The organism is Enterobacter sp. RHBSTW-00994, assembly GCF_013782625.1.
Taxonomy (GTDB): Bacteria; Pseudomonadota; Gammaproteobacteria; order Enterobacterales; family Enterobacteriaceae; genus Enterobacter.
In genome coordinates this window covers 2,259,719-2,279,576 of the sequence record NZ_CP056199.1, presented here as the reverse complement: position 1 = coordinate 2,279,576, position 19,858 = coordinate 2,259,719, and the positions used below count along the sequence as shown (strand labels likewise).

General features: G+C 51.5%; 20 protein-coding genes. 4 read left to right on the top strand and 16 right to left on the bottom strand.

The window, feature by feature from the left end; translation table 11 throughout:
• Window positions 1–310: 310 nt before the first annotated feature.
• Genes HV346_RS10945 through HV346_RS10935 form a run of 3 tightly spaced genes read right to left on the bottom strand, consistent with a single transcriptional unit; the run spans window position 311 to window position 1,501 of the window.
• The gene (locus tag HV346_RS10945; protein ID WP_249415137.1) at window positions 311–547 is read right to left on the bottom strand and encodes a CPBP family intramembrane glutamic endopeptidase; all 237 of its coding nucleotides are present in this window, start codon (window positions 545–547) and stop codon (window positions 311–313) included.
• A 30-nt stretch (window positions 548–577) separates the two neighbouring features.
• Entirely contained in the window at window positions 578–1,018 is a 441-nt protein-coding gene (locus tag HV346_RS10940) for a GNAT family N-acetyltransferase (RefSeq protein ID WP_181623506.1), read from the bottom strand.
• Between the two features lie 12 nt (window positions 1,019–1,030).
• Entirely contained in the window at window positions 1,031–1,501 is a 471-nt protein-coding gene (locus HV346_RS10935) for a GNAT family N-acetyltransferase (protein WP_181623505.1), read from the bottom strand.
• Between the two features lie 117 nt (window positions 1,502–1,618).
• Here HV346_RS10935 and HV346_RS10930 point away from each other — a divergent pair, with 117 nt between their 5' ends.
• On the top strand, window positions 1,619–2,167 hold the full coding sequence (locus tag HV346_RS10930; protein WP_181623504.1) for a GNAT family N-acetyltransferase: 549 nt from the start codon (window positions 1,619–1,621) through the stop codon (window positions 2,165–2,167).
• Here HV346_RS10930 and HV346_RS10925 read toward each other — a convergent pair.
• The 9 genes from HV346_RS10925 to HV346_RS10885 form a co-directional block, all read right to left on the bottom strand.
• Window positions 2,155–3,069 carry a bestrophin family protein gene (locus tag HV346_RS10925; protein WP_181623503.1) on the bottom strand — a complete coding sequence of 305 codons (915 nt, stop codon included), beginning with the start codon at window positions 3,067–3,069 and terminating at the stop codon, window positions 2,155–2,157. The two genes, HV346_RS10930 and HV346_RS10925, sit on opposite strands and share 13 nt — an antisense overlap.
• A gap of 201 nt (window positions 3,070–3,270) precedes the next feature.
• Window positions 3,271–4,722 carry a tagaturonate reductase gene (locus HV346_RS10920; RefSeq protein WP_181623502.1) on the bottom strand — a complete coding sequence of 484 codons (1,452 nt, stop codon included), beginning with the start codon at window positions 4,720–4,722 and terminating at the stop codon, window positions 3,271–3,273.
• A 117-nt stretch (window positions 4,723–4,839) separates the two neighbouring features.
• The gene (locus HV346_RS10915) at window positions 4,840–5,367 is read right to left on the bottom strand and encodes a GNAT family N-acetyltransferase (protein WP_181623501.1); all 528 of its coding nucleotides are present in this window, start codon (window positions 5,365–5,367) and stop codon (window positions 4,840–4,842) included.
• Between the two features lie 82 nt (window positions 5,368–5,449).
• Window positions 5,450–6,415 (bottom strand): sensor domain-containing diguanylate cyclase, encoded by a 966-nt coding sequence (locus HV346_RS10910; protein ID WP_181623500.1) that lies wholly within the window; start codon window positions 6,413–6,415, stop codon window positions 5,450–5,452.
• 53 nt (window positions 6,416–6,468) lie between these two features.
• On the bottom strand, window positions 6,469–7,461 hold the full coding sequence (locus HV346_RS10905; protein ID WP_249415144.1) for a sensor domain-containing diguanylate cyclase: 993 nt from the start codon (window positions 7,459–7,461) through the stop codon (window positions 6,469–6,471).
• Between the two features lie 180 nt (window positions 7,462–7,641).
• Window positions 7,642–9,096, bottom strand: a complete 1,455-nt coding sequence (locus HV346_RS10900; protein WP_181623498.1) for a GGDEF domain-containing protein — start codon at window positions 9,094–9,096, stop codon at window positions 7,642–7,644.
• Between the two features lie 114 nt (window positions 9,097–9,210).
• Entirely contained in the window at window positions 9,211–9,567 is a 357-nt protein-coding gene (locus HV346_RS10895; protein ID WP_181623497.1) for a DUF4186 domain-containing protein, read from the bottom strand.
• Window positions 9,567–10,493 carry a glutaminase B gene (gene glsB / locus HV346_RS10890; RefSeq protein WP_181623496.1) on the bottom strand — a complete coding sequence of 309 codons (927 nt, stop codon included), beginning with the start codon at window positions 10,491–10,493 and terminating at the stop codon, window positions 9,567–9,569. The genes HV346_RS10895 and glsB overlap by 1 nt, the downstream gene beginning before the upstream one ends.
• A 62-nt stretch (window positions 10,494–10,555) precedes the next feature.
• Window positions 10,556–12,145: a methyl-accepting chemotaxis protein gene (locus tag HV346_RS10885; protein ID WP_181623495.1), complete on the bottom strand. Its 1,590-nt coding sequence runs from the start codon at window positions 12,143–12,145 to the stop codon at window positions 10,556–10,558.
• A 201-nt stretch (window positions 12,146–12,346) separates the two neighbouring features.
• Between HV346_RS10885 and HV346_RS10880 the strand changes: the two genes are divergently transcribed.
• Complete coding sequence (locus HV346_RS10880) at window positions 12,347–14,113, top strand: alpha/beta hydrolase (RefSeq protein WP_181623494.1); 1,767 nt, start codon at window positions 12,347–12,349, stop codon at window positions 14,111–14,113.
• A gap of 43 nt (window positions 14,114–14,156) precedes the next feature.
• On the opposite strand, the gene sad is transcribed toward HV346_RS10880, so the two are convergent.
• On the bottom strand, window positions 14,157–15,545 hold the full coding sequence (gene sad, locus HV346_RS10875) for a succinate-semialdehyde dehydrogenase (protein ID WP_181623493.1): 1,389 nt from the start codon (window positions 15,543–15,545) through the stop codon (window positions 14,157–14,159).
• Window positions 15,546–15,644: 99 nt separating this feature from the next.
• Between sad and HV346_RS10870 the strand changes: the two genes are divergently transcribed.
• Complete coding sequence (locus tag HV346_RS10870) at window positions 15,645–16,523, top strand: LysR family transcriptional regulator (RefSeq protein WP_181623492.1); 879 nt, start codon at window positions 15,645–15,647, stop codon at window positions 16,521–16,523.
• Here HV346_RS10870 and HV346_RS10865 read toward each other — a convergent pair.
• The gene (locus HV346_RS10865) at window positions 16,477–16,959 is read right to left on the bottom strand and encodes a GNAT family N-acetyltransferase (RefSeq protein WP_181623491.1); all 483 of its coding nucleotides are present in this window, start codon (window positions 16,957–16,959) and stop codon (window positions 16,477–16,479) included. The two genes, HV346_RS10870 and HV346_RS10865, sit on opposite strands and share 47 nt — an antisense overlap.
• Before the next feature lie 151 nt (window positions 16,960–17,110).
• On the opposite strand from HV346_RS10865, the gene HV346_RS10860 reads away from it, so the two are divergent.
• Window positions 17,111–18,055 (top strand): L-lactate dehydrogenase, encoded by a 945-nt coding sequence (locus tag HV346_RS10860; protein WP_181623490.1) that lies wholly within the window; start codon window positions 17,111–17,113, stop codon window positions 18,053–18,055.
• 2 nt (window positions 18,056–18,057) lie between these two features.
• Here HV346_RS10860 and HV346_RS10855 read toward each other — a convergent pair whose 3' ends face one another.
• Both HV346_RS10855 and HV346_RS10850 read right to left on the bottom strand, forming a co-directional pair.
• Window positions 18,058–18,855: a PhzF family phenazine biosynthesis protein gene (locus HV346_RS10855; RefSeq protein ID WP_181623489.1), complete on the bottom strand. Its 798-nt coding sequence runs from the start codon at window positions 18,853–18,855 to the stop codon at window positions 18,058–18,060.
• A gap of 32 nt (window positions 18,856–18,887) precedes the next feature.
• On the bottom strand, window positions 18,888–19,682 hold the full coding sequence (locus HV346_RS10850) for a PhzF family phenazine biosynthesis protein (protein ID WP_181623488.1): 795 nt from the start codon (window positions 19,680–19,682) through the stop codon (window positions 18,888–18,890).
• Window positions 19,683–19,858: the final 176 nt, after the last annotated feature.

The window sequence follows — 19,858 nt, the reverse complement described above, 5'->3', positions numbered from 1 at the left end:
TATGCCACTTATTATTTTTACAACCCTAAAAAGAGTTGCAGGGCAATATAGTTATCATCGATGTAAAAACAAGTAAAACATTTAAATCATTAGCGCACAAATCGTTAATTTATCATGTAACCAAATTCAATTTTTAAAAGCACATATTGCGAACGTAATTTAACTCAAAAAAAGATATTAGAATTTAGTTACTCTGGCGCATTCTATAGTATTGCTGTCTATCTCGGGAATGATATTCTGTGGGGCTGCTCAAGCTCATCATGTACCCGCAGGACATGCAAGAACGCGCCTCCTTCCAGGGTCAGGACTGTTAACGTTGAGAGGCTAAAAATATGTAAGCTGCATACTGTGTACCGGTAACTACGCCATTCATCAGCATATGAAGTATCACTGGCATAAGAAGCCCTCCGCTCTTCACCCGTGCCACCGTAAACGTTAAAGACACCAGAAACAAGATAATAAATGTTCTTATTTCAGTATATTGCAAATGGACAGCCGAAAATATCAGGGCTACTTTTCTGTGTATGTATCTCAGGTACAAATACACTGCGATACATGCACAGGAAAATACCGGGTGTCAGAGTGAAATACGATAACGGACGTAATCGTCGGCTTCGCCGAATTTGTCATATAACTTACGAGCCGGGTTATTTTCTCGCGTAACCCAGTACAGTTTTGACCAACCTTCCCGCTTACCTTCAGCCAGAAGCGCGTCGATTAATGCATGCCCCGCCCCAGCCCCTCGGAAATTCTCATCCACAAAGAGATCTTCCAGATAGCATATTGGGGCCGTTGACCACGTACCTTCATGCAGCAGACACATGGCGAATCCTATAACCTTTCCATCATTCTCCGCCACACGGCAAAAAAGCGAGGAATGAGGGTTAAGCGCCCTTTCCCACGTAAATGCAGTCACAGATTCATCCAGTTCACACTCATAAAAATGCGTGTAACCATCCCATAATGGACGCCACTGTAGGTAATCTTCTGCACATAACTCTCTCACGATTACAGCCATATTTTCCTCATCCTACAGGTCTATTGCCATGTCAAAACAACGTAGTTCAGCTTCTGCCAGCCTGGAGGGATAGCGATTTTCACCTAAGGTTACAAACCCATGTTTTTGATAAAAAGAGTGGGCATTGGGTGTCGAAGAGAGCGTCAACCGCGTCATACCTCTCGCTTTCGCCTCCTGCTTAATGGCATCGAGGATCTGCGTTGCCAGCCCTTTTCCCGCTGCGTCTGGCAGGGTAAACACCGCTTCAACACAACAGGTTTCCAGATCCAGATATCCCGTGGCCACAGCCTCGCCGTTTTCATCTTCGACGACATAAAAAGGGTTGATTTGTATCATTTTCCGGTAGTGTTCTGGCATATTTTCGGGCGTCCAGCGCCGAATAACAGCCTCATCGTAACTGGTTTGACACCCAGCCCGGATGGCTAAATTGCGAATCAGCCAAAGCCTTTCAGCTTCCTCCGGCACGGCGAGTCTTACGCTCATAAACCCTCTGCTATTTTTGGTAGTCAAAACTTACAGCCAATCTTCGGCGTATGTGGTAATCATGAAAATAGCAGAAGACAAACAAAAGCATAACGCCAAAAAAAGGAGATCTGTGCGATGCCAATCCCGACGTTAACAACCGGGCGACTGTTACTCACCCCTCTGGTTGCCGAAGATGCCAGGCAGATTCAACAACTCTATCCTCGCTGGGAAATTGTCCGGTATATGGTGGCAACCGTTCCCTGGCCTTATCCGGACAACGGGGCAGAACACTACGTGAACAATGTAGCGTTGCCGGATATGGAAAAAGGAATCGCCTGGTTCTGGACCATTCGCCGTCGGGAAGCGCCGGATGAACTGATGGGCCTGATCTGTTTATACGATGTCGAGGACAATAACCGTGGATTCTGGTTAGCACCGGAATGGCAAGGCCAGGGCTACATGCGCGAAGCCAGTATTGCCGCAACGGATTTCTGGTTTAATACGCTAAATAAATCGGTGTTACGTGCCCCTAAAGCGGCACTCAATAGCCGCTCCCAGCGCATTTCAGCCAGTAGCGGCATGCGGCTTGTCCGGACAGAGAAGAAAGAATATGTCAGCGGATTGCTGGACTCAGAACTGTGGGAAATAACCCGCGATGAATGGAATGCCCGTCACGTCAGTTGATAGTGCTTGTCTGGTAACACGCGATCCGGCAATACCTCTTCATCGTTCATCTGTAACAGGTCTCTCTCCATCGCGTTACAGATGGCATCCAGCGGCAAATCGTTATCTTCTGTACCGAAGGGATCTTCCAGCTCTTCTGCCAGCGTATCCAGCGAGATGAAGGTATAAGAGATCAGCGCTGACACAAACGGCGTCATGTAGTGCAGATCGACCACTAACGCAAACGGCAACATAATGCAGAAGAGATACACCGTACGGTGAAGAATCAATGTATAGGCAAAGGGTACGGGCGTACTGGCAATACGCTCGCAGCCCGCAAGGACGACCGACATATCGTTTAGCCGGTTATTGAGGCTATGGAACAGAATGTCAGATAACTGCCCTTCCCGGCGTCTTACTGCCAGCCATTCACCCATGATCAACACTATCCGGTTCGACGGAGAGCAAGAGTCCATCGCCAGGCGGAGATTGTGCGCGGAGAGGTAACGTGAAAGCTGCTCAGCCTGCGGCTGACGGCGCAGTGCCATGCGCAGACAATGGGCAAAAGCGATTTGCAGGCGAACAAATTCCCCCAAATGTGGGTCGTCCGGTAATGTGTTTTTTACCTCGCGAAAGAGTGACCGCGCCGCTATCATCAGTTGCCCCCATAAAAGCCGCGCCTCAACGTAACGCGAATAGCAGGCGTTATTCCTGAAACCAAGGAAAATGGCGATCGCAACGCCGAGAATACTGAACGGCGCAACGGTCAGTTTGATACCGAGGGATGAGTACCACGGCAGCATCAGGATAACGGCGATTGACAACAGGAAGTTAAGAAACAACCGGGTATAGATTTTGGGTAGAACCGAGCCGTGCCAGACAAAAATCAGACGTAGCCAGTGCTGTTGAGGACGAACAATCATAGTCAGCTTCAGGAAAATAAAGAGCGTGACTATTAAACGTGATCGCCTTCACAGTTGCAAGCATGTTAATAGAACATTGCATTTTCTGTTCTGCAAAGCGAAACGCGCACGGTGCTTCTCCGTATTTTTAAAACAGAGCGCGATAGTATGTTGTAACTAATAGATCACCGATAAAAACCCGGCCGAAGCCGGGCTGGAAAATTAGCAGAGTGGTTTAACCGCTGCGCGCATGCCCTGAAGCAAAATCGCATCCAGATCAAGCGTAACTTGTTCTACCAATCCATTAACCTGAGTGAGATCTTGCTCCCAGTGCTCGCTTACAGCCAGTACTGCTTTCACCAGTTCACTGGTGCTGATCTGTTTATCATGGTGTTTCGCCCACAGTTGCTGGAAACGCTCAAGCCAGTGAGCATCATCCTGAACCGGATAGCTTTCGCCATTACGTTCTGCGCGATAGAACGCAATCAATGCCGCCAGAGCAAAAGTCAGACGCGCAGGCAATTTACCGTTCGTCTTCTGCCCTGCCAGCAGTTGCGGAAGAATACGCGTGCGATATTTGGTCATCCCGTTGAGGGCAATCGACAGCAGCTGATGTTTGATATACGGGTTGCGGAAACGCCCTGTTACCGCACTGGCGAAGGATTCAAGCTCATCGCGCGGCAAATCCAGCACAGGAATAATTTCCTGGTAGATAGCTTTCTCAACAAACGCGCAAATTTCAGCGTCGTTCATCGCTTCGCCAACGGTGTCCAGCCCTGCCTGGAATGCAACCGGAACCAGTGCTGTATGCGCGCCATTCAGGATCGCCACTTTGCGCTCTTTGTACGGTTTGATGTCATCGACAATCAGGACGTTCAGCGGGAATTTATCCAGACGCAACTCACTGGCAAGTGATTTAGGACCCTGAATAACAAACAGATAGAAATGTTCGGCGGTATCAAGGAATCCATCGTGGTAGCCCAGCTCGGTTTCCAGTGCAGCCACTTCATCACGCGGATAGCCCGTCACAATACGGTCAACCAGCGTCGAACAGAAGCTGTTTGCATCATTCAGCCACTGAGTAAATGCCGCAGGCAGTGCCCATTCCTGCGCATAGCGCAGCACCAGCTCACGCAGGGCATCACCATTATAATCAATCAGTTCGCACGGAATAATGACCCAACCCTTATCCGCCGCACCATTAAAGTGGCTAAAACGCTCGAACAGAAGGCGCGTCAGTTTAGCGGGATAACTCACCGCTGGCGCGTCCTCAAATTTATCGCCGGCATGGTAACTGATGCCCGCTTCCGTGGTATTGGAGAAAACAAAACGCATGTCAGGATTATGCGCCAGTTTCAGAAACTCATCGTATTGACCGTAAACGCTGATTTCACGGTTAACAGAACGGATAAGACGCGCATCGCTGACCGCTTCGCCCTTCTCGTTAAGGCCGCGAATGATGGTGGTGTAGAGACCATCCTGCGTGCTCAGTGACGGCGGGAAATCGCTCTGAATAGGACGAACAATCACCACACCAGAGTTAAGATCGGTGTTTTCATTCAACAGGTCGATTTGCCAGTCAATAAAAGCACGCAAAAAGTTGCCTTCACCAAACTGAATGATACGTTCTGGGTAGAGAGCACCGGGGAAATCACGACGGTTGAGTGTGTTCACAATGGGGTCCTTTTTTTGATTAGTCATACAGCCTGATAAGATTGGTGTGATAACTTACCAAAACTTTTCGACCAAGACCCCTGTTTTGATCAATTCATGATGCAATTGTGAAAATAGTTATAAAAACTTATAGAAAACTGAAGTCGCTGTCATCGCACCGTCTGGCATTAACGCATAACGAGGGATTTCCCCTACTTTCTGCCAGCCGGCACGCTGATAGAACGTCTCAGCGCCGCTACCAGTAGCGGTATCGAGCACCAGAACCGTAATCCCGCACGCTCTGGCGTGAGTTTCAAGTGACGCCATCAACGTCAGTGCGGCGCCTTTACGGCGTGCTTTCTCATGCACCAACAGTTTAGCCACATCGGCACGATGCGGCTGATTTTCAGGCTGGTCGGTAACCAGCTGTACCGTGCCGATGATCCCGTCGTGCTTATCAATGCAGGCCAGGACGGTGCGCTCATTACGACCAACGCTTTGCGCAATACCAGTCCAGAAAGCGCGTGCTTTCTCGCGCGTAAACGGCGACATAAAACTGACAGATGCGCCGCCGTTCACACAGTTTTCGAGGATATCGGCCAACACATCAATGTGGGTGAGAATTGCTTCCCGCGAGAGGGTTTCGGTGTGCAGTGGGGTATTCATTCGGTTTCCTTGTAGTGAATCCCCTCACTTTGCAGTTAACATTTATTTAACGCAATCCTGGTAAGCATAGGTTTTTGTTATGTCACCGGACAAGCCCACGATGCTGCTTCATGGTGAACATGTTCTCATCGGCTTTTTTCAGCCACTGTTGCTGGTCATTACGGTTATGATCGAACTCACTGACGCCCCACGAAAATTGCAATGTCCAGGGGTGAAGTTTCCGTTCGTTATAATGAGCCACCTGCTCGGTAAGATAGTGCATCGCTATCCATGCCCCCTGCTCATCCGTATCCGCGAACAGCACCGCAAATTCATCTCCACCAAAGCGGACCAGAAGATCGGCTTCACGGAAAGATGCACGCAAAAGACCAGCCATCACCTTAAGTGCTTTATCCCCCTCTTCATGACCATACTGGTCATTGATCTGCTTGAAATGATCCAGATCCATCCACCCCAGAGTGAGAGGTTCTGCCCGCCGCCTGGCAACAGAAAGAGTAAAGCGGACAAACTGATTAAACCCACGGCGATTGAACAACCCCGTTAGTTCATCTGTCGTGGCTGCGCTCACTGCCGCAAACTCATCTTCTGCCAGCGCGCCAAGGTCACACAGTACCGACAGATCGGTGTCCGTAAATTCGCGGGGGGCATAATCGAAAATGCATAACGTACCAACGCTTGCCCCGTCACGTAATCGCAGTGGAAATCCGGCATAAAACCGGAAGCCTGGCTGTCCGATGACGAATGGGTTATCCGCAAAACGCGCATCCCGAAGCGTATCGACAACCACCAGCGCAGTTGTGCTCAAAATGGTATAACCGCAAAACGAAACATTACGCGGATATGGCGTCACCGCCTCGCCATCTACAGATTTAGCAATGAGCTGTTGATCGTCAATGATATTGACCATCGCCAGCGGGACGTTAAAAAAACGTTTTGCAAGCCGTGTCAGTCGATCAAATGCCGGAGAAGTGTCAAGTTCAAGCAATCCGGACTCTTGCAAAGAGTGCAGACGTTCCGGTTCATTAGCGGGAATTACAGGTGCTTTCATAACATCTCCTGGCGCTTCGCTTTCTTAAAAGCGTAGCCTAAACAACCGTATTGTCAGTGTGCGAAAATTCGGTTTTTACCCTCTCGTTTGGCCCGGTACAGTGCGTTATCCGCAGCCTGTAGCCAGTCCGTTACGCTCGCCATGTCGCGGGTGGCACATGCAATACCGATACTGAGCGTACAATGCACGGCCTCCTGAGCAACATCTTTCATCACTGCAGCCGCCTCCATAATACGCGTTGCAACAATATGAGCCTCATCAAGCGTGGTATTGGGGAGCAAAATAACGAACTCATCCCCACCCAGACGAGCAGGTGTATCCGTGGGGCGTGTGGCGATATGCAAAATTTGTGACACGGCAGCAAGCATTGTGTCGCCAACTTTATGACCGAAGCGGTCGTTAACATCTTTGAAGTTATCGATATCGATGAACATCAATGCAGATTCACGGCACGACAACTGGAGTTTTTTCAACTCGTGATCAATCCGCTTTTCAAGAAGCCGTCGATTGGCGATATCCAGGAGAGGATCCATCATCGCGATCCGCTCCAGCTCCCGACTTTTGATCCGCAGACGCAGCGCAATACTGTCAGTCAAAATACTCAGGGCCATGAGATAAATGGCAATCAGCGGTAACGTGGCAAACATGGTTCGTTGCGAGACAAAGAGATCAACCGCCATGCCCTGCGTCAGCCAGGTCACGAGGAAAACGCCCAGCATCACCGCAGCCGCTTTTTTCATCAACGCAACGCCACCAGCGGAAAGCCTGTCTGCAAGCAAAATAGTGGCAATGACGACCGACGCCAACGGATTAACCGCCATCATCGCGATCCAGAAACCACCCGCGCCAGCATCCAGCACCAGGTTTTGGTGCTCGGCCATCAGAGGTGAAGGTGAGTTACGGGCGCGTAGCCAGGCTAGCGTAGGCCAGACAAAAGCGTTCATAGCCAGCAAAATCATTAGCCAGACTGAACGTTGATGTTCGATCAAAACGGAAAGTACAGGGAAAAAGACCAGCAACGTACCGAGAATACGCATCAGATACATACGTTTGACAAACCGACTTCCTGGTAAGCGAGTTTTTTTACTGAGTTTGTCAGTTCCGTTCATGCTGCGAATATTCCGATATATTTCTCCCGGTATCTTATTGAGCTTAAAAATACGTAGCAAGCGATTTATCAGCAAAGTGATAACATCCACGCCGCATTCTGCCTAATGTGGTTACGTTTACACCTGGGATGCCCCGTCCTGAGATTCGGCCATTTTCAGGTTGTCGGGCAAACGTGCGCGCGTACGGTTTCGCCCCTCTTTTTTCGAACGATAGAGATACTCATCCGCTTCAGCCATCAGCTTATTAAACACGTCTGTCAGTTGCCATGACTCTGACTTTCCACTACCCAACCCAATACTGACCGTGATAAATAGCGTTTGCTGTTGCCAGGTAAACGGATGATTTGCAATCGATATTCTTATACGTTCTGCCAGTTCAAAGCCCTTTTGCGCATCGCCGGAATTCACCACTACCGCAAACTCTTCGCCGCCCATCCGCGCCACCAGCCCTTCTTCTCCGACAACCTCCTGAACCTGCCTGGCGAAGCTCGACAACACTCTGTCACCACACTCATGCCCGTAGTTATCATTGATATTTTTGAAGTAATCGATATCCAGCAGCATTACCGTCAGAAAGCGCGTATGTCGATGGGTCTCTTCCCGTTTGAGCGCCTCATACAACCCTGATCGTGAATAGACATGAGTCAGGAAGTCATAATCGGCCCGCAGCGACACTTGTTGAATCAACGAGTTGATCGCCGCCACACTCACGGAAACCATCACCGGACAAATCGCCATCGTCGCAATACCCAGACGAGCCGAGAACATCATCGGAGTCGAGAGCGGTGCCGCAACTGCAATATTAATAATCGAGTTTGCTACCAGAATAATCTCGACCGCGCCCGTGACAAACGTCAGCAGGCAAGTGACGGGGAGTGAGTAGCGAACTGCACACCAGATCAGCGCCGGCAATGGAAATGCCAGGCTCCCCGCTCCGCCAATCACTACCGATGCCATCACAGAGACAATCAATGCCAGAACCGGGAACAGATGCTCCAGACGCGGCTCCAGCGGTCTCATACGTTCAGGCATTCGCACCGTCAACATACACGGCAGGATCAACACACCTGTCGAGAACTGTTCGCTGAACCAGTCTGCAAAAAGTGGCCAGAAGGTTTGACTGTCAATCCCTACGGAACCCACCGCCCCCAATAGCGCACAGAGTAACGCTGCAATCAGGCAGTAGTTAAACAACCGCAACGCATTAATAGGATCGGGCGTTTTCCTCATCAGTTGCTTATCACGCAGTACCAGCAAGGCCACCGTGATAATAAACACCATATTCGACAGATTGATGACAAGCGACGCCACTCCCCAACTGGTCGTTACCGCGTCATACACGAGCATAGCCACATACGATACAGCATAATAATGCAGGCGGTTCAGGAAAGCGTAGCGGGCAAATACCCCCGCCATGACACCATTAAGGGGCCAGAAAAGGGATAACGCTTCTACCAGACGTAACTCCGCACCGATAAAATAAAACAGCGTGGTCAGGAGAAATATCCCCGCAGCATTTCGCAGCGGGCTTTCTGGTCGAAAAAGTGTGAACGCAGAGAGAGAAGAACGCATTAAATATCAATCCATATAATTGCTTATCGCAATTATTTGCGGTCGTCAGGATGAATAAGAATAATCTAACATGCATCTATAACACATATACGACAGGATCATAACTCGTCAATTTTAGGCGTTCATTTGGAGCACCAGCCAGTGATGGATAACGCTGACAATATAGTGCTGCTGTTGCGCACTGAGCGGCACGTCTTTTGGGAGCCCGTGCCATTTTTCCAGACACCCCCGACAGCAGGTTGCCGTCGCGTGTTGAGCGATAAATACGGGATGCCCGCGCATGGGCGTCTGTTTGCCGTCGTTTGCGGGATGCGCTGGCGCAAGGCGCTGGGCGACGAAATCAGCGGCATGCTGATCGATAGTCTCAGCCCCTTTGTCCCAACAATATTGCCGCTCTTTCGCCCCTAAGCGAAAACGTGAACGAAACGTCGAACGTGCAAGCCTTGCGAATAAAAGATCGAAGCCGGACATCAGTAAACAGACCGCCCCAGACGTTGGGTCAGTTGTTCTAGTACCGCGACGCCCGCAAGCGAATTTCCGGTATTGTCCAGTTCAGGACTCCAGACGGCAATCGCCATCTCATGTGGCACAATTGCCACTACACCCCCGCCGACACCTGATTTTGCAGGGAGGCCGACACGCCAGGCAAACTCCCCGGCATTCTGATACATCCCGCTGGTCGCCATAAGCGCGTTGATCTGGCGAGCCTGTAACGGGGAAACCACTTCCTGGGAGAGATGCGGCGCATAACCCTGATGGGCCAGAAACAGAAATGTCTTTGCCAGTTCGACACAATTCATTTTCAGCGCACAGTAGTGAAAATAGTTTTGCAGGACGGTGGCCACATCATTATGAAAATTGCCAAAGGACTTCATCAGCCAGGCAATCGCCGCATTACGGGCTGAGTGTTCAAACTCAGAGCGCGCCACCACTGCATCATAGGCAATATCCTGAACACCACACAGCAGGCGTACAATTTCCAGCATCCTCTGGCGAGGCGCACTAAGACGGCTTTGCAGCATGTCACACACCACCAGCGCTCCGGCGTTGATAAAGGGATTGCGTGGTTTTCCCTGCTCAATCTCAAGCTGTAGCAGAGAGTTAAACGGCTGGCCGGACGGGTCTTTCCCGACACGCTGCCAGATTTCCTCTTCCGGGTACTGGCGCATGGCCGCCACCAGACTCAGTACTTTTGAAATTGACTGAATGGAGAAGCGCTCCGTTGCATCTCCGGCCTGATAACGTTGCCCATCAACCGTACAAATGGCGATACCCAGTTTGTTGCCACTGACCGACGCCAGAGCCGGAATATAATCCGCAACCTTCCCTTGTCCCAGTAATGGACGCACCTGCGCCAGAATCTCGTCCAGCATCTCATTATGGATGACCGCAGCCACTCGTTACTCCTTGCCCTCAGGCTAAATCGGGCTGCGAGTATAACAGAGGCGAATATGTCACGTCAGGCCGGAAGGCGAAAACGCGAAACAGCCTGCAGCAATAGATCCGACTCGAGATGCAGGCGATCGGAAGCCTGTGAAGCGCCAGATACCAGCGCATCCGTTTGTCGTGACACCTGATTTAGCGCCTGAAGCTGACGCGTCATCTGATGAATACTTTCCCCCTGGCTCAGGGTGGCGGCCGAGATATCATTCAGCAAACTGCTCAGATTCCCCACCAGTCCAGTGACCTGCTGCAGATTATCCTCAAGACGAGTCACGGCTTTCGACCCGTCTTCAATGCCCTGCAACGAGTGGTTAATCAGCTCCTGAATCGTCTGCGTTGAGTGACTGCTTTTTCGGGCCAGCAGCCCAACTTCTCTGGCAACCACCGCAAAACCGCGTCCCTGATTGCCGGCATGCGCGGCTTCAATCGCTGCATTGAGGGCCAGAATATTGGTCTGAAACGCAACGCTATCGATCATCGCGACGATGCCGCGCATCTCAGAGGATCGATCCACAATCGCCTGCATGGAGGCATTGACGGTCGACATCATCATGTCGCCACCCGCCGCAGCCTGACGCGCTTCATCTGCACGTGAACTGGCGAGTTTCGCATAACCGGTATTGCCTTCTACGTGCGTTTCCAGGGCCGCGATATGGGCCGTCACATCATCAAGCTCTTTCGCCTGGCGAGCCGACTGTTGATAAAGCTTCTGGTTCCCTTGCGCCAGCGAACCGATATTATCGACCATCGAGGTGGTCGCATCGCTCACCTGGGTAACCAGTTGCTGAAGCCCCTGCTGCATGGTCATCACGCTGTCGCTAAGCTGTCCCATTTCACGGTTAAATCGCATCACGCCCGGAGGATGTCCAGACAAATCACCTGCCGCAAGTTGATCGATATGCGCAATCAGTTTCCGAAGCGGCGTAATCACCCATTTTGCCATCCCAAACCAGACTGCAACCGCAATGGCCAGCAACACCAGCGGCGCGAATAAAAAAAGCGTTTGCAGCCCAGAGAGTTGTTCCATCAGGGATTGTCTGCCCTGCATCGCCTGTTGCTCACTCATCTGCTGAAAGCGCGCATAGTTGTCGTTGAAATCGGTCTGAAACGCCTGAGCCGGCACAGCAAAAAAAGCATCAATCGAATTGGTTTTGACCAGACCTTCCGCCTGCTCTTTAATGGCCCCGTAAAAAAGCTGATAGCTATTGACCAGAGCATCATCCTTTGGCGGGTTAAGTGCCAGCCACGCATTCCACGCCTGCTGAGAAACCGCCAGTGCCTTTTGCGCTTCATCCATCAGGCTGTGCCAACTCCCGTCGGAACCCGTCTCTTTATCCTGCATGAAGTAGACACCGGAGCGGTTGAGCAGATCGCTCGCCGCCAGAAGTGAAACGCGCGCTAAATCCAGTTTCCCCTGCTGCTGATAGGCGAGCTGATTATGTTGTTCATTACGCTGGGCTTCCCGTAAGGAGGCGGTAAGCAGGACTGAAGAGGAAAGTTGCAGTGCGGAGAACAGCCCAATAATACAAAAGATGCCTGCCAGCAGACCAAACTGACGCGGAATGAGGCGCTGCGCAATACGGCGGAAAATTTGCGTTAGGTTCATAATATTCTTCTGTAACAATGCGTTAGACGCAAGGGAGTCTACGAAATGAAAATGACAGAACCATTGCAGAAAAATGACAAAGACCTTCTCATCGCAGGTCTATTCCAGACAGAAAACTGCACTCAAGACTCCGGTATGATGGAAAAGAGAGGCCTTCCGGCTATATATGATCATTAACTCACATAGTGCCGGGGGTCAGATATGTCTGCCAGGAACGATAGTCCTGTAATAGAGGGGAATGGGACCTTAGTCCTTCTTCTTCACGCTTATACCAAAAACGCATTGTCACTTTCATCCCTGAAACAAGCCGTCAAAAAACAATGGCCGCACGCATTAATCTACTCTCCTGATTTGCCTCTGGAACTTAGCTCAACGGCCGATCCTAACCAAATCGCGGCAGATGTATTGCTCTCCCTTGAGAATGAAATTAATAATGCAGGACACCCCATCACGAATATTGTCTTTGTTGGCCACAGCTTTGGTGCATTACTGGCCCGGAAAATCTATGTTGTAGCATGCGGCGAAACGGCTGAAGCACCTTTTGAATCTCCTTTTCATGCCCGCGGTGAGCACTTATCCGACGGACGACTTGCCAGCAGGCCTTGGGCAACAAACGTCTCCCGGTTAATTCTGATGGCAGGCATGAACAGAGGCTGGCGTATTAACCATCATTTACACCTTTTCAGAGCAGCAGGATGGCTGTTGGGTATAGCGCTGGGCAATGCCATGAGAGCCGTGACAGGACGAACCTTCACGATTTGCTCCATCCGTCAGGGAGCAGAATTTATCACCCAACTGCGTATTCAATGGATTAGAATGCGCCGCAACAGCGTGATTTCTCAGACGCCAACTGGCAATGCAACAACGATCCAGTTGCTGGGGTCACGTGATGACATTGTCGGTCCGGACGATAATATTGATCTGGTCTCAGGCGGTGAATTTATCTATCTGGATGTTCCATATTCTGGTCATGCTGATGTCGTGAATTTTGATGACCCCCAATATGGGGCAGGCCGGAAAAATGTTTTTATTGATGCGCTAACGGATCCCATACCACAGTTAAAACAAAGCAGCATTCTCCCTGCGGATGATCCCTTTGCCAGCCCTAATCCGTTGGTCACACGGGTCGCATTTGTCATTCACGGCATCAGAGACAAAGGTTACTGGACGCAAAAAATTGCCCGTCATATTAAGCAACGCAACAAAAACAGCCCCAATATATGGGCAACTGAGACATCCACTTATGGCTATTTCCCTATGTTGCCCTTCCTTTTCCCCTGGTATCGTCGGCAAAAAGTTGAATGGTTGATGGACCAATACACGCAGGCGTTAGCGAGATATCCTAATGCAACATTTTGCTATGTCGGGCACAGTAACGGTACCTATATGCTGGCCAAAGCGCTTGAACTTTATCCATGCTGTTTTTTCGAAAATGTCGTCTTCGCGGGCAGTGTGGTTCATCGAAACTATAACTGGGATCGCTACCTGAATAGCTCCCCCCCCAGAGTTAAAGCCGTACTCAATTTTGTTGCCACAAGAGATTGGGTCGTCGCTTGTTTTCCAAAATTCTTTCAGTTTATGGGGTTTCAGGATCTCGGAAGCGCTGGTCATGATGGGTTTACTCTGTCCCCACAATCAAATGCACACCAGGTGACTTACATTCCCGGGGGCCATAGTGCGGCTATTGAGGAGCCACTTTGGGAGTGTATTGCCAGCTTTATCGATAAGGGGACTGTTGCATTAGGCCAAAACAATAAACTCAGCCGCTCTCGCGTCATATTACTGGTTTTGATTGGTCTGTTCCCGCCCATTGTTTGGGCAATGATTGCACTCATCGCCTGGGGAGGATGGATGCTACTTGCCTGTATTATTACAGCTTTAGTCCCACAATCCATTGAAGCACAGACAACAGGGTTCGCACTGGCAACTTACCTGTTATTTCTTTGGCTGCTACTGACACGGATATAGTCTGTTGTACGCCAATGGCCTCCACGGGAGGCCATTGGTTTTATCAAACGCGATCTTTCCATACTGTCTGCACATTGCAGAATTCATGCAAACCGAAGTGTGAAAGCTCTCGCCCAAAACCGCTCTTCTTCACGCCGCCAAACGCAACGCGGGCATCGCTGGCACTGTAGCCATTAATAAACACCCCGCCACACTCCAGCTCACGGGAGAACCGATCAGCCAGAGCGTCGCTGGCAGTAAAGACCGTAGCCGACAGACCAAAATCGCTGTCATTCGCCAGTTGCAGGGCATGTTCCGCATCCTTTGCCACGCTAACAGCGGCGACCGGACCAAACAGCTCCTGACGGAACGCCGTCATGGCAGGAGTCACGTTAGCCAGTACGGTTGGTGCATAGTAATTGCCTTCCCCGGGGATCTTCTCGCCTCCGATCAGAAGTGTCGCACCTTCCGCAAGCGTTGCCTGTACTTGTTGATGCAGTTCATCTCGCAGATCAAAGCGTGCCATCGGCCCGACATAGTTATCCTCCTGGTCCGGAGCGCCCATCTTCAGGGCAGCTACCGCCTCAACGAAACGTTGCGTAAAGCGGTCGGCAATCCCCTCCTCGACAATGAAGCGTTTCGCTGCGGCACACACCTGTCCGGTATTTTGATAACGTCCGGTGACAGCGGCTTTCACAGCCAGATCCAGGTCGGCATCATTCAGTACAATAAAGGGATCGGAGCCGCCCAGCTCCAGCACGCATTTTTTCAATGCGGCTCCTGCCTGCGCACCGATGGACACCCCCGCTCTCACACTGCCCGTCACGGTAATGGCCGCAATACGACGATCGTTAATCGCCTGGCTTACACCGTCGTTCGTGGCATTCACCCAGCCAAATACCCCCTGAGGGAAATCAGCATCGGCAAAAATCTGCGCGATAAGCGAAGCCGAACCCAGAACGTTTGGCGCATGTTTGAGCAAATAGCTGTTTCCGGCCAGCAGAATAGGAACGGCCCCGCGCAGCACTTGCCACAGCGGGAAGTTCCACGGCATGACGGCCAGAACAGGTCCCATCGGACGATACTCAATGACTGCCTTATTATTGTCGACCTGGGTGGATTCAGCCTTCAGCATCTCCGGGCCATGTTCCGCATACCAGTCGCACAGGCTGGCTGATTTCGTCACTTCAGCACGTGCCTGCAAGATGGGTTTACCCATTTCACGGGACATCATTTGTGCCATCTCTTCAGCGCGATGACGCAGCGCAGCGCCTAAGTCACGCAGTTTCTGTGCCCGGTGCGCGACAGTCGTCCCGCGCCACTGACGAAAACCGGCATCCGCCAGGGCGATGGCACGATCAACCTGTTCCTGGGTTGCCCACGGATAAGCGGCCAGCGTCTCGCCATTGGCCGGGTTCACAGACAGTGCATGTGTAGCAGGTGAATGAGTCATGATGGTCTCCTTGCGATAACAGTTGATTCATTGTGACCCACTCTGCTATTTCTTAAAAATGAATAATACTAACCACCTTATTCACGAATCGAGAATGCTATGGACTTAACTCAGCTTGAAATGTTTAACGCCGTCGCACAAACCGGCAGCATCACCCAGGCGGCACAGAAAGTGCATCGTGTCCCGTCGAATCTGACCACCCGCATCCGCCAGCTTGAAGCCGATCTTGGCGTGGAATTATTTATTCGCGAGAACCAGCGTCTGCGTTTATCCCCCGCCGGGCACAACTTCCTGCGCTACAGCAAGCAGATACTGGCCCTGGTTGATGAGGCGAGAATGGTCGTTGCCGGTGATGAGCCTCAGGGGCTGTTTGCCCTTGGGGCGCTGGAAAGTACCGCCGCGGTGCGCATTCCTGAAACGCTGGCACAGTTCAACCAGCGTTATCCCCGTATTCAGTTTGCTCTCTCTACGGGGCCTTCCGGAACCATGATTGATGGCGTGCTGGAAGGAACGCTCAGTGCGGCCTTTGTCGACGGTCCTTTATCGCACCCTGAGCTGGAAGGTATGCCGGTCTATCGGGAAGAGATGATGCTGGTTGCCGCAGCGGGACACCCGACGGTATCTCGCGCAACTGATGTAAGTGGAAGCGATGTGTACGCGTTTCGTGCAAACTGCTCCTATCGCAGGCATCTGGAGAGCTGGTTCCATGCAGACCGAGCAACGCCTGGGCGTATTCATGAGATGGAGTCGTATCACGGCATGCTGGCCTGCGTCATTGCTGGCGCAGGCATTGCGCTGATGCCGCGTTCCATGCTGGAAAGTATGCCGGGACATCATCAGGTGGAAGCCTGGCCACTGGCAGAAAACTGGCGCTGGCTCACGACCTGGCTGGTATGGCGACGCGGCGCACTGACCCGTCAGTTAGAGGCATTTATAGCACAGCTAAACGAACGTCAGCCACCAGCGCCTTCTCCATAAACAGGCTGAGCGGATCGTCAACATAGGGAGCAAATGCCGGGCGTAACGCGTAGCCGCCCCGCTCATACAGACGAATAGCGGCAGGCTGTTTGATCCCGGTTTCCAGACGTACTGTATGGCAATGACGGCTCAGAGCCTCATCTTCCAGGGCCGCAAGTAGTTTTTCACCTAAATGTTGCCCACGGTGCGTCGGGTCAATATAAACACGCTTCATTTCGCCCGTGCCGTCGCCATTCAGCACCACCGCGCCACACCCTACCGCGGTGAGGTGGTGGTCGCGAATGATCATCAGTATCAGCGAAGCCTCATCAAGCTCAGCCAAATCAATAAGATGATTGCTCTCAGCGGGATAGAGGTCACTCTGATAGCGATCGAGCGCCGCGATCAGGTTCAGGATATCAGGATGGTGTGCAGATTCAGAGGTAATGGAATACATGGCAGGCTCCTTGTCGTTTTTATTTCAACATAGCCTCGCCCACTTAAGGGTGCATCATAGTATTAACTTATGCTTCCTTTCGCCTGTTGCACGACGCCTGCCCCGGCAGTATTTTTGTCCAAAGTCCGCGTTTAATCAGAATGGAAACAAAATGAACACCAAAGCCCGTAAAGTGATGATCATTGGCGCTGGCAACGTTGGCGCATCAGCAGCCTATGCCCTGCTTAACCAGAACATTTGTGAAGAGCTGATCCTGGTCGATTTGAACCGTGAGCGTGCCGAAGGCCATGCGCAGGACCTGAGTGACGCCGCCGCCTATATGCCAGGCATGATGACCATCTCAACGCGTGAAGCCCGTGACTGTGCAGATGTGGATATCGCTGTCATTACCGTCTCGGGCGGTGCACTGAAGCCCGGGCAAACACGGCTGGATGAACTGAACAGCACCGCGCGAATTGTAAAAAGCATTGTCCCGCAGATGATGGAGAACGGTTTTAAAGGCATTTTTCTGATTGCCACTAACCCGTGCGACATTATTACCTGGCAGGTATGGCAACTCTCCGGGCTGCCGCGCAGTCAGGTCATCGGGACGGGCGTCTGGCTGGATACAACCCGCCTGCGCCGCACGCTGGCGCAGGCTCTGGATATTGGCGCGCAAAGCATTGATGCCTTTATTCTGGGTGAGCATGGTGACACCCAGTTCCCGGTATGGTCGCATTCATCGGTGTACGGTTCGCCCATTGCTGAAGTGTACCAGCGTCATACAGGACATGCCCTGGACCGGGAACAACTGGCCGAAAGTGTACGTAAACAAGGCTTTGAGATATATAACCGCAAAGGCTGTACGGAATACGGTATTGCCGGAACCATCGCCGAGATCTGTCGCAATATCTTCACCGGCAGCCATCGTGCTCTGGCGATCTCCTGCATTCTGGACGGTGAATACGGTGTGGAAGGGGTTGCAACGGGAGTTCCGGCCGTTCTGGCGCAAAGTGGTGTTCAGCAGATTATTGAGCTGCAACTGGCGGAAGATGAACAGGTCAAATTCCGCCATTCTGTTGAGGTGATTAAAAGCAATATCGCTCGTTTACCCTGATGTCACTCCGGTCGCAGGAAAATTTTGCCTTTCAGGTATAACGTTGCCTGACCGCCAATCAGTACGCGGTCGCCCTGTAATTCACAACGCAGATCCCCGCCACGGGCAGAAACCTGGCGGGCATTCATCCGCGTTTTCCCCAGTTTTTCACTCCAGTACGGAATCAACATACTGTGCGCTGAGCCAGTCACGGGATCTTCCGGTACGCCTTCCCCAGGACAGAAGAAACGGCTGACAAAATCGTACTGCTCACCGGGAGCTGTGACACAGACCATTTTCCCCAGTGGGATCATGGCGGCGATATCCGGTGTTAACGACTCAACCTGCTGCTGACTCTCCAGCACCACCAGATAATCCCGTCCGACACGAACCTCTTTTGCCTCACTCACGCCTAACGCACTGAAAAGCAACGCAGGTGGGTTGTCGACCGCTTCCGCTGACCACGCCGGGAAATTCAGCGTTAACCAGTCACCGTTGCGTTTGACCGTCAGGTTGCCGACAAAACGTGTGGAGAAAGTGATTTCCGTGTGTGGGTAATCAAGATATTCAAAGATGACGTGTGATGCGGCAAGCGTTGCATGACCGCACAGGTTGATTTCGTATTGTGTCGTGAACCAGCGCAGTTCGAATCCATCATCCGTTCGCACAAAAAACGCCGTCTCAGACTGATTATGCTGCTGGGCCATCCTGAGTAATGTCTCATCCGGCAACCATTCTTCAAGCGGGCAGACCGCTGCGGCATTCCCACCAAACGCCCTGTCACTAAACGCATCTACCAGATAAAAATCAATTTCCTGCATAGCCTTACCCCTGGTTGTTATTGTGTTTTGATTCAACATTCGCGCAAAAATACTGTGCCTTTGAGATAGAGCGAGGCTTTACCGCTCATGAGCACGCGATCCCCGCTCAGTTCACAGCGGAGATCGCCCCCTCTGGATGAAACCTGGCGCGCCAGCATCCGCGTTTTACCCAACGTGTGACTCCAGTAGGGAATCAGCATGGTGTGCGACGATCCGGTCACCGGATCTTCCCAAACGCCGACACCCGGCGAGAAAAAGCGGCTGACAAAATCATATTCCGCATCACCACGTGCCGTAACCGCAACCTTATGTTCTCCCGGTGTCATTGCCGAGATATTCGGCGTCACAGCCTCAACCTGCTGGCGGTTTTCCAGCACCAGAACCCAGGCGCGACCTTTGCGTGCATCAACATATTCGCCGATCCCAAGCGCTGACAACAGCTCAGGCGGCGGTGTTTGCGCTTGTGTCGGACACGCCGGAAAATTCAGCGTCATCCATTCTCCCTCCCGGCTGACGGTAAGCCTGCCGGAGGCCGTGTCAAAATGGATCCGCGAATCAGGATAACCCAGTTCATTGAATAACACATATGCGGCCGCAAGAGTGGCATGACCACACAAATTAACTTCCGTTAAGGTGGTGAACCAGCGAAGCTCAATCCCGCCTTTATGGCAGACAAAAAACGCCGTTTCGGACTGGTTATGCTGCTGTGCCATTCTGAGCAATGTCTCATCCGGCAGCCATGCCTTGAGCGGGCATACCGCCGCCGGATTCCCCCCAAACGAAGCATCACTAAACGCATCAACCAGATAAAAATCAATCTCCTGCATTGCCTTACCTTTCGTTTTTGCTGTGTTGTTCTTTATATTCAATGAAAACAACATCCTCCGCTACCGCTGTCATAAGGTAAATTTTGAGATCTAAATCACATAATGATTGAGTTTTAACCGTTTAAAGCTTTAAGATCGCCTTCTCCTCATTTAAACAACGACCCCCAGATATCTCT

What these genes read in the sequence shown, in the direction of transcription:
- HV346_RS10940 (WP_181623506.1), bottom strand. Translation starts at nt 1,018, where the DNA reads ATGGCTGTAATCGTGAGAGAGTTATGTGCAGAAGATTACCTACAGTGG.
- HV346_RS10935 (WP_181623505.1), bottom strand. Translation starts at nt 1,501, where the DNA reads ATGAGCGTAAGACTCGCCGTGCCGGAGGAAGCTGAAAGGCTTTGGCTG.
- HV346_RS10930 (WP_181623504.1), top strand. Translation starts at nt 1,619, where the DNA reads ATGCCAATCCCGACGTTAACAACCGGGCGACTGTTACTCACCCCTCTG.
- HV346_RS10925 (WP_181623503.1), bottom strand. Translation starts at nt 3,069, where the DNA reads ATGATTGTTCGTCCTCAACAGCACTGGCTACGTCTGATTTTTGTCTGG.
- HV346_RS10915 (WP_181623501.1), bottom strand. Translation starts at nt 5,367, where the DNA reads ATGAATACCCCACTGCACACCGAAACCCTCTCGCGGGAAGCAATTCTC.
- HV346_RS10910 (WP_181623500.1), bottom strand. Translation starts at nt 6,415, where the DNA reads ATGAAAGCACCTGTAATTCCCGCTAATGAACCGGAACGTCTGCACTCT.
- HV346_RS10905 (WP_249415144.1), bottom strand. Translation starts at nt 7,461, where the DNA reads ATGTATCTGATGCGTATTCTCGGTACGTTGCTGGTCTTTTTCCCTGTA.
- HV346_RS10900 (WP_181623498.1), bottom strand. Translation starts at nt 9,096, where the DNA reads ATGCGTTCTTCTCTCTCTGCGTTCACACTTTTTCGACCAGAAAGCCCG.
- HV346_RS10895 (WP_181623497.1), bottom strand. Translation starts at nt 9,567, where the DNA reads ATGTCCGGCTTCGATCTTTTATTCGCAAGGCTTGCACGTTCGACGTTT.
- HV346_RS10885 (WP_181623495.1), bottom strand. Translation starts at nt 12,145, where the DNA reads ATGAACCTAACGCAAATTTTCCGCCGTATTGCGCAGCGCCTCATTCCG.
- HV346_RS10880 (WP_181623494.1), top strand. Translation starts at nt 12,347, where the DNA reads ATGTCTGCCAGGAACGATAGTCCTGTAATAGAGGGGAATGGGACCTTA.
- sad (WP_181623493.1), bottom strand. Translation starts at nt 15,545, where the DNA reads ATGACTCATTCACCTGCTACACATGCACTGTCTGTGAACCCGGCCAAT.
- HV346_RS10870 (WP_181623492.1), top strand. Translation starts at nt 15,645, where the DNA reads ATGGACTTAACTCAGCTTGAAATGTTTAACGCCGTCGCACAAACCGGC.
- HV346_RS10865 (WP_181623491.1), bottom strand. Translation starts at nt 16,959, where the DNA reads ATGTATTCCATTACCTCTGAATCTGCACACCATCCTGATATCCTGAAC.
- HV346_RS10860 (WP_181623490.1), top strand. Translation starts at nt 17,111, where the DNA reads ATGAACACCAAAGCCCGTAAAGTGATGATCATTGGCGCTGGCAACGTT.
- HV346_RS10855 (WP_181623489.1), bottom strand. Translation starts at nt 18,855, where the DNA reads ATGCAGGAAATTGATTTTTATCTGGTAGATGCGTTTAGTGACAGGGCG.
- HV346_RS10850 (WP_181623488.1), bottom strand. Translation starts at nt 19,682, where the DNA reads ATGCAGGAGATTGATTTTTATCTGGTTGATGCGTTTAGTGATGCTTCG.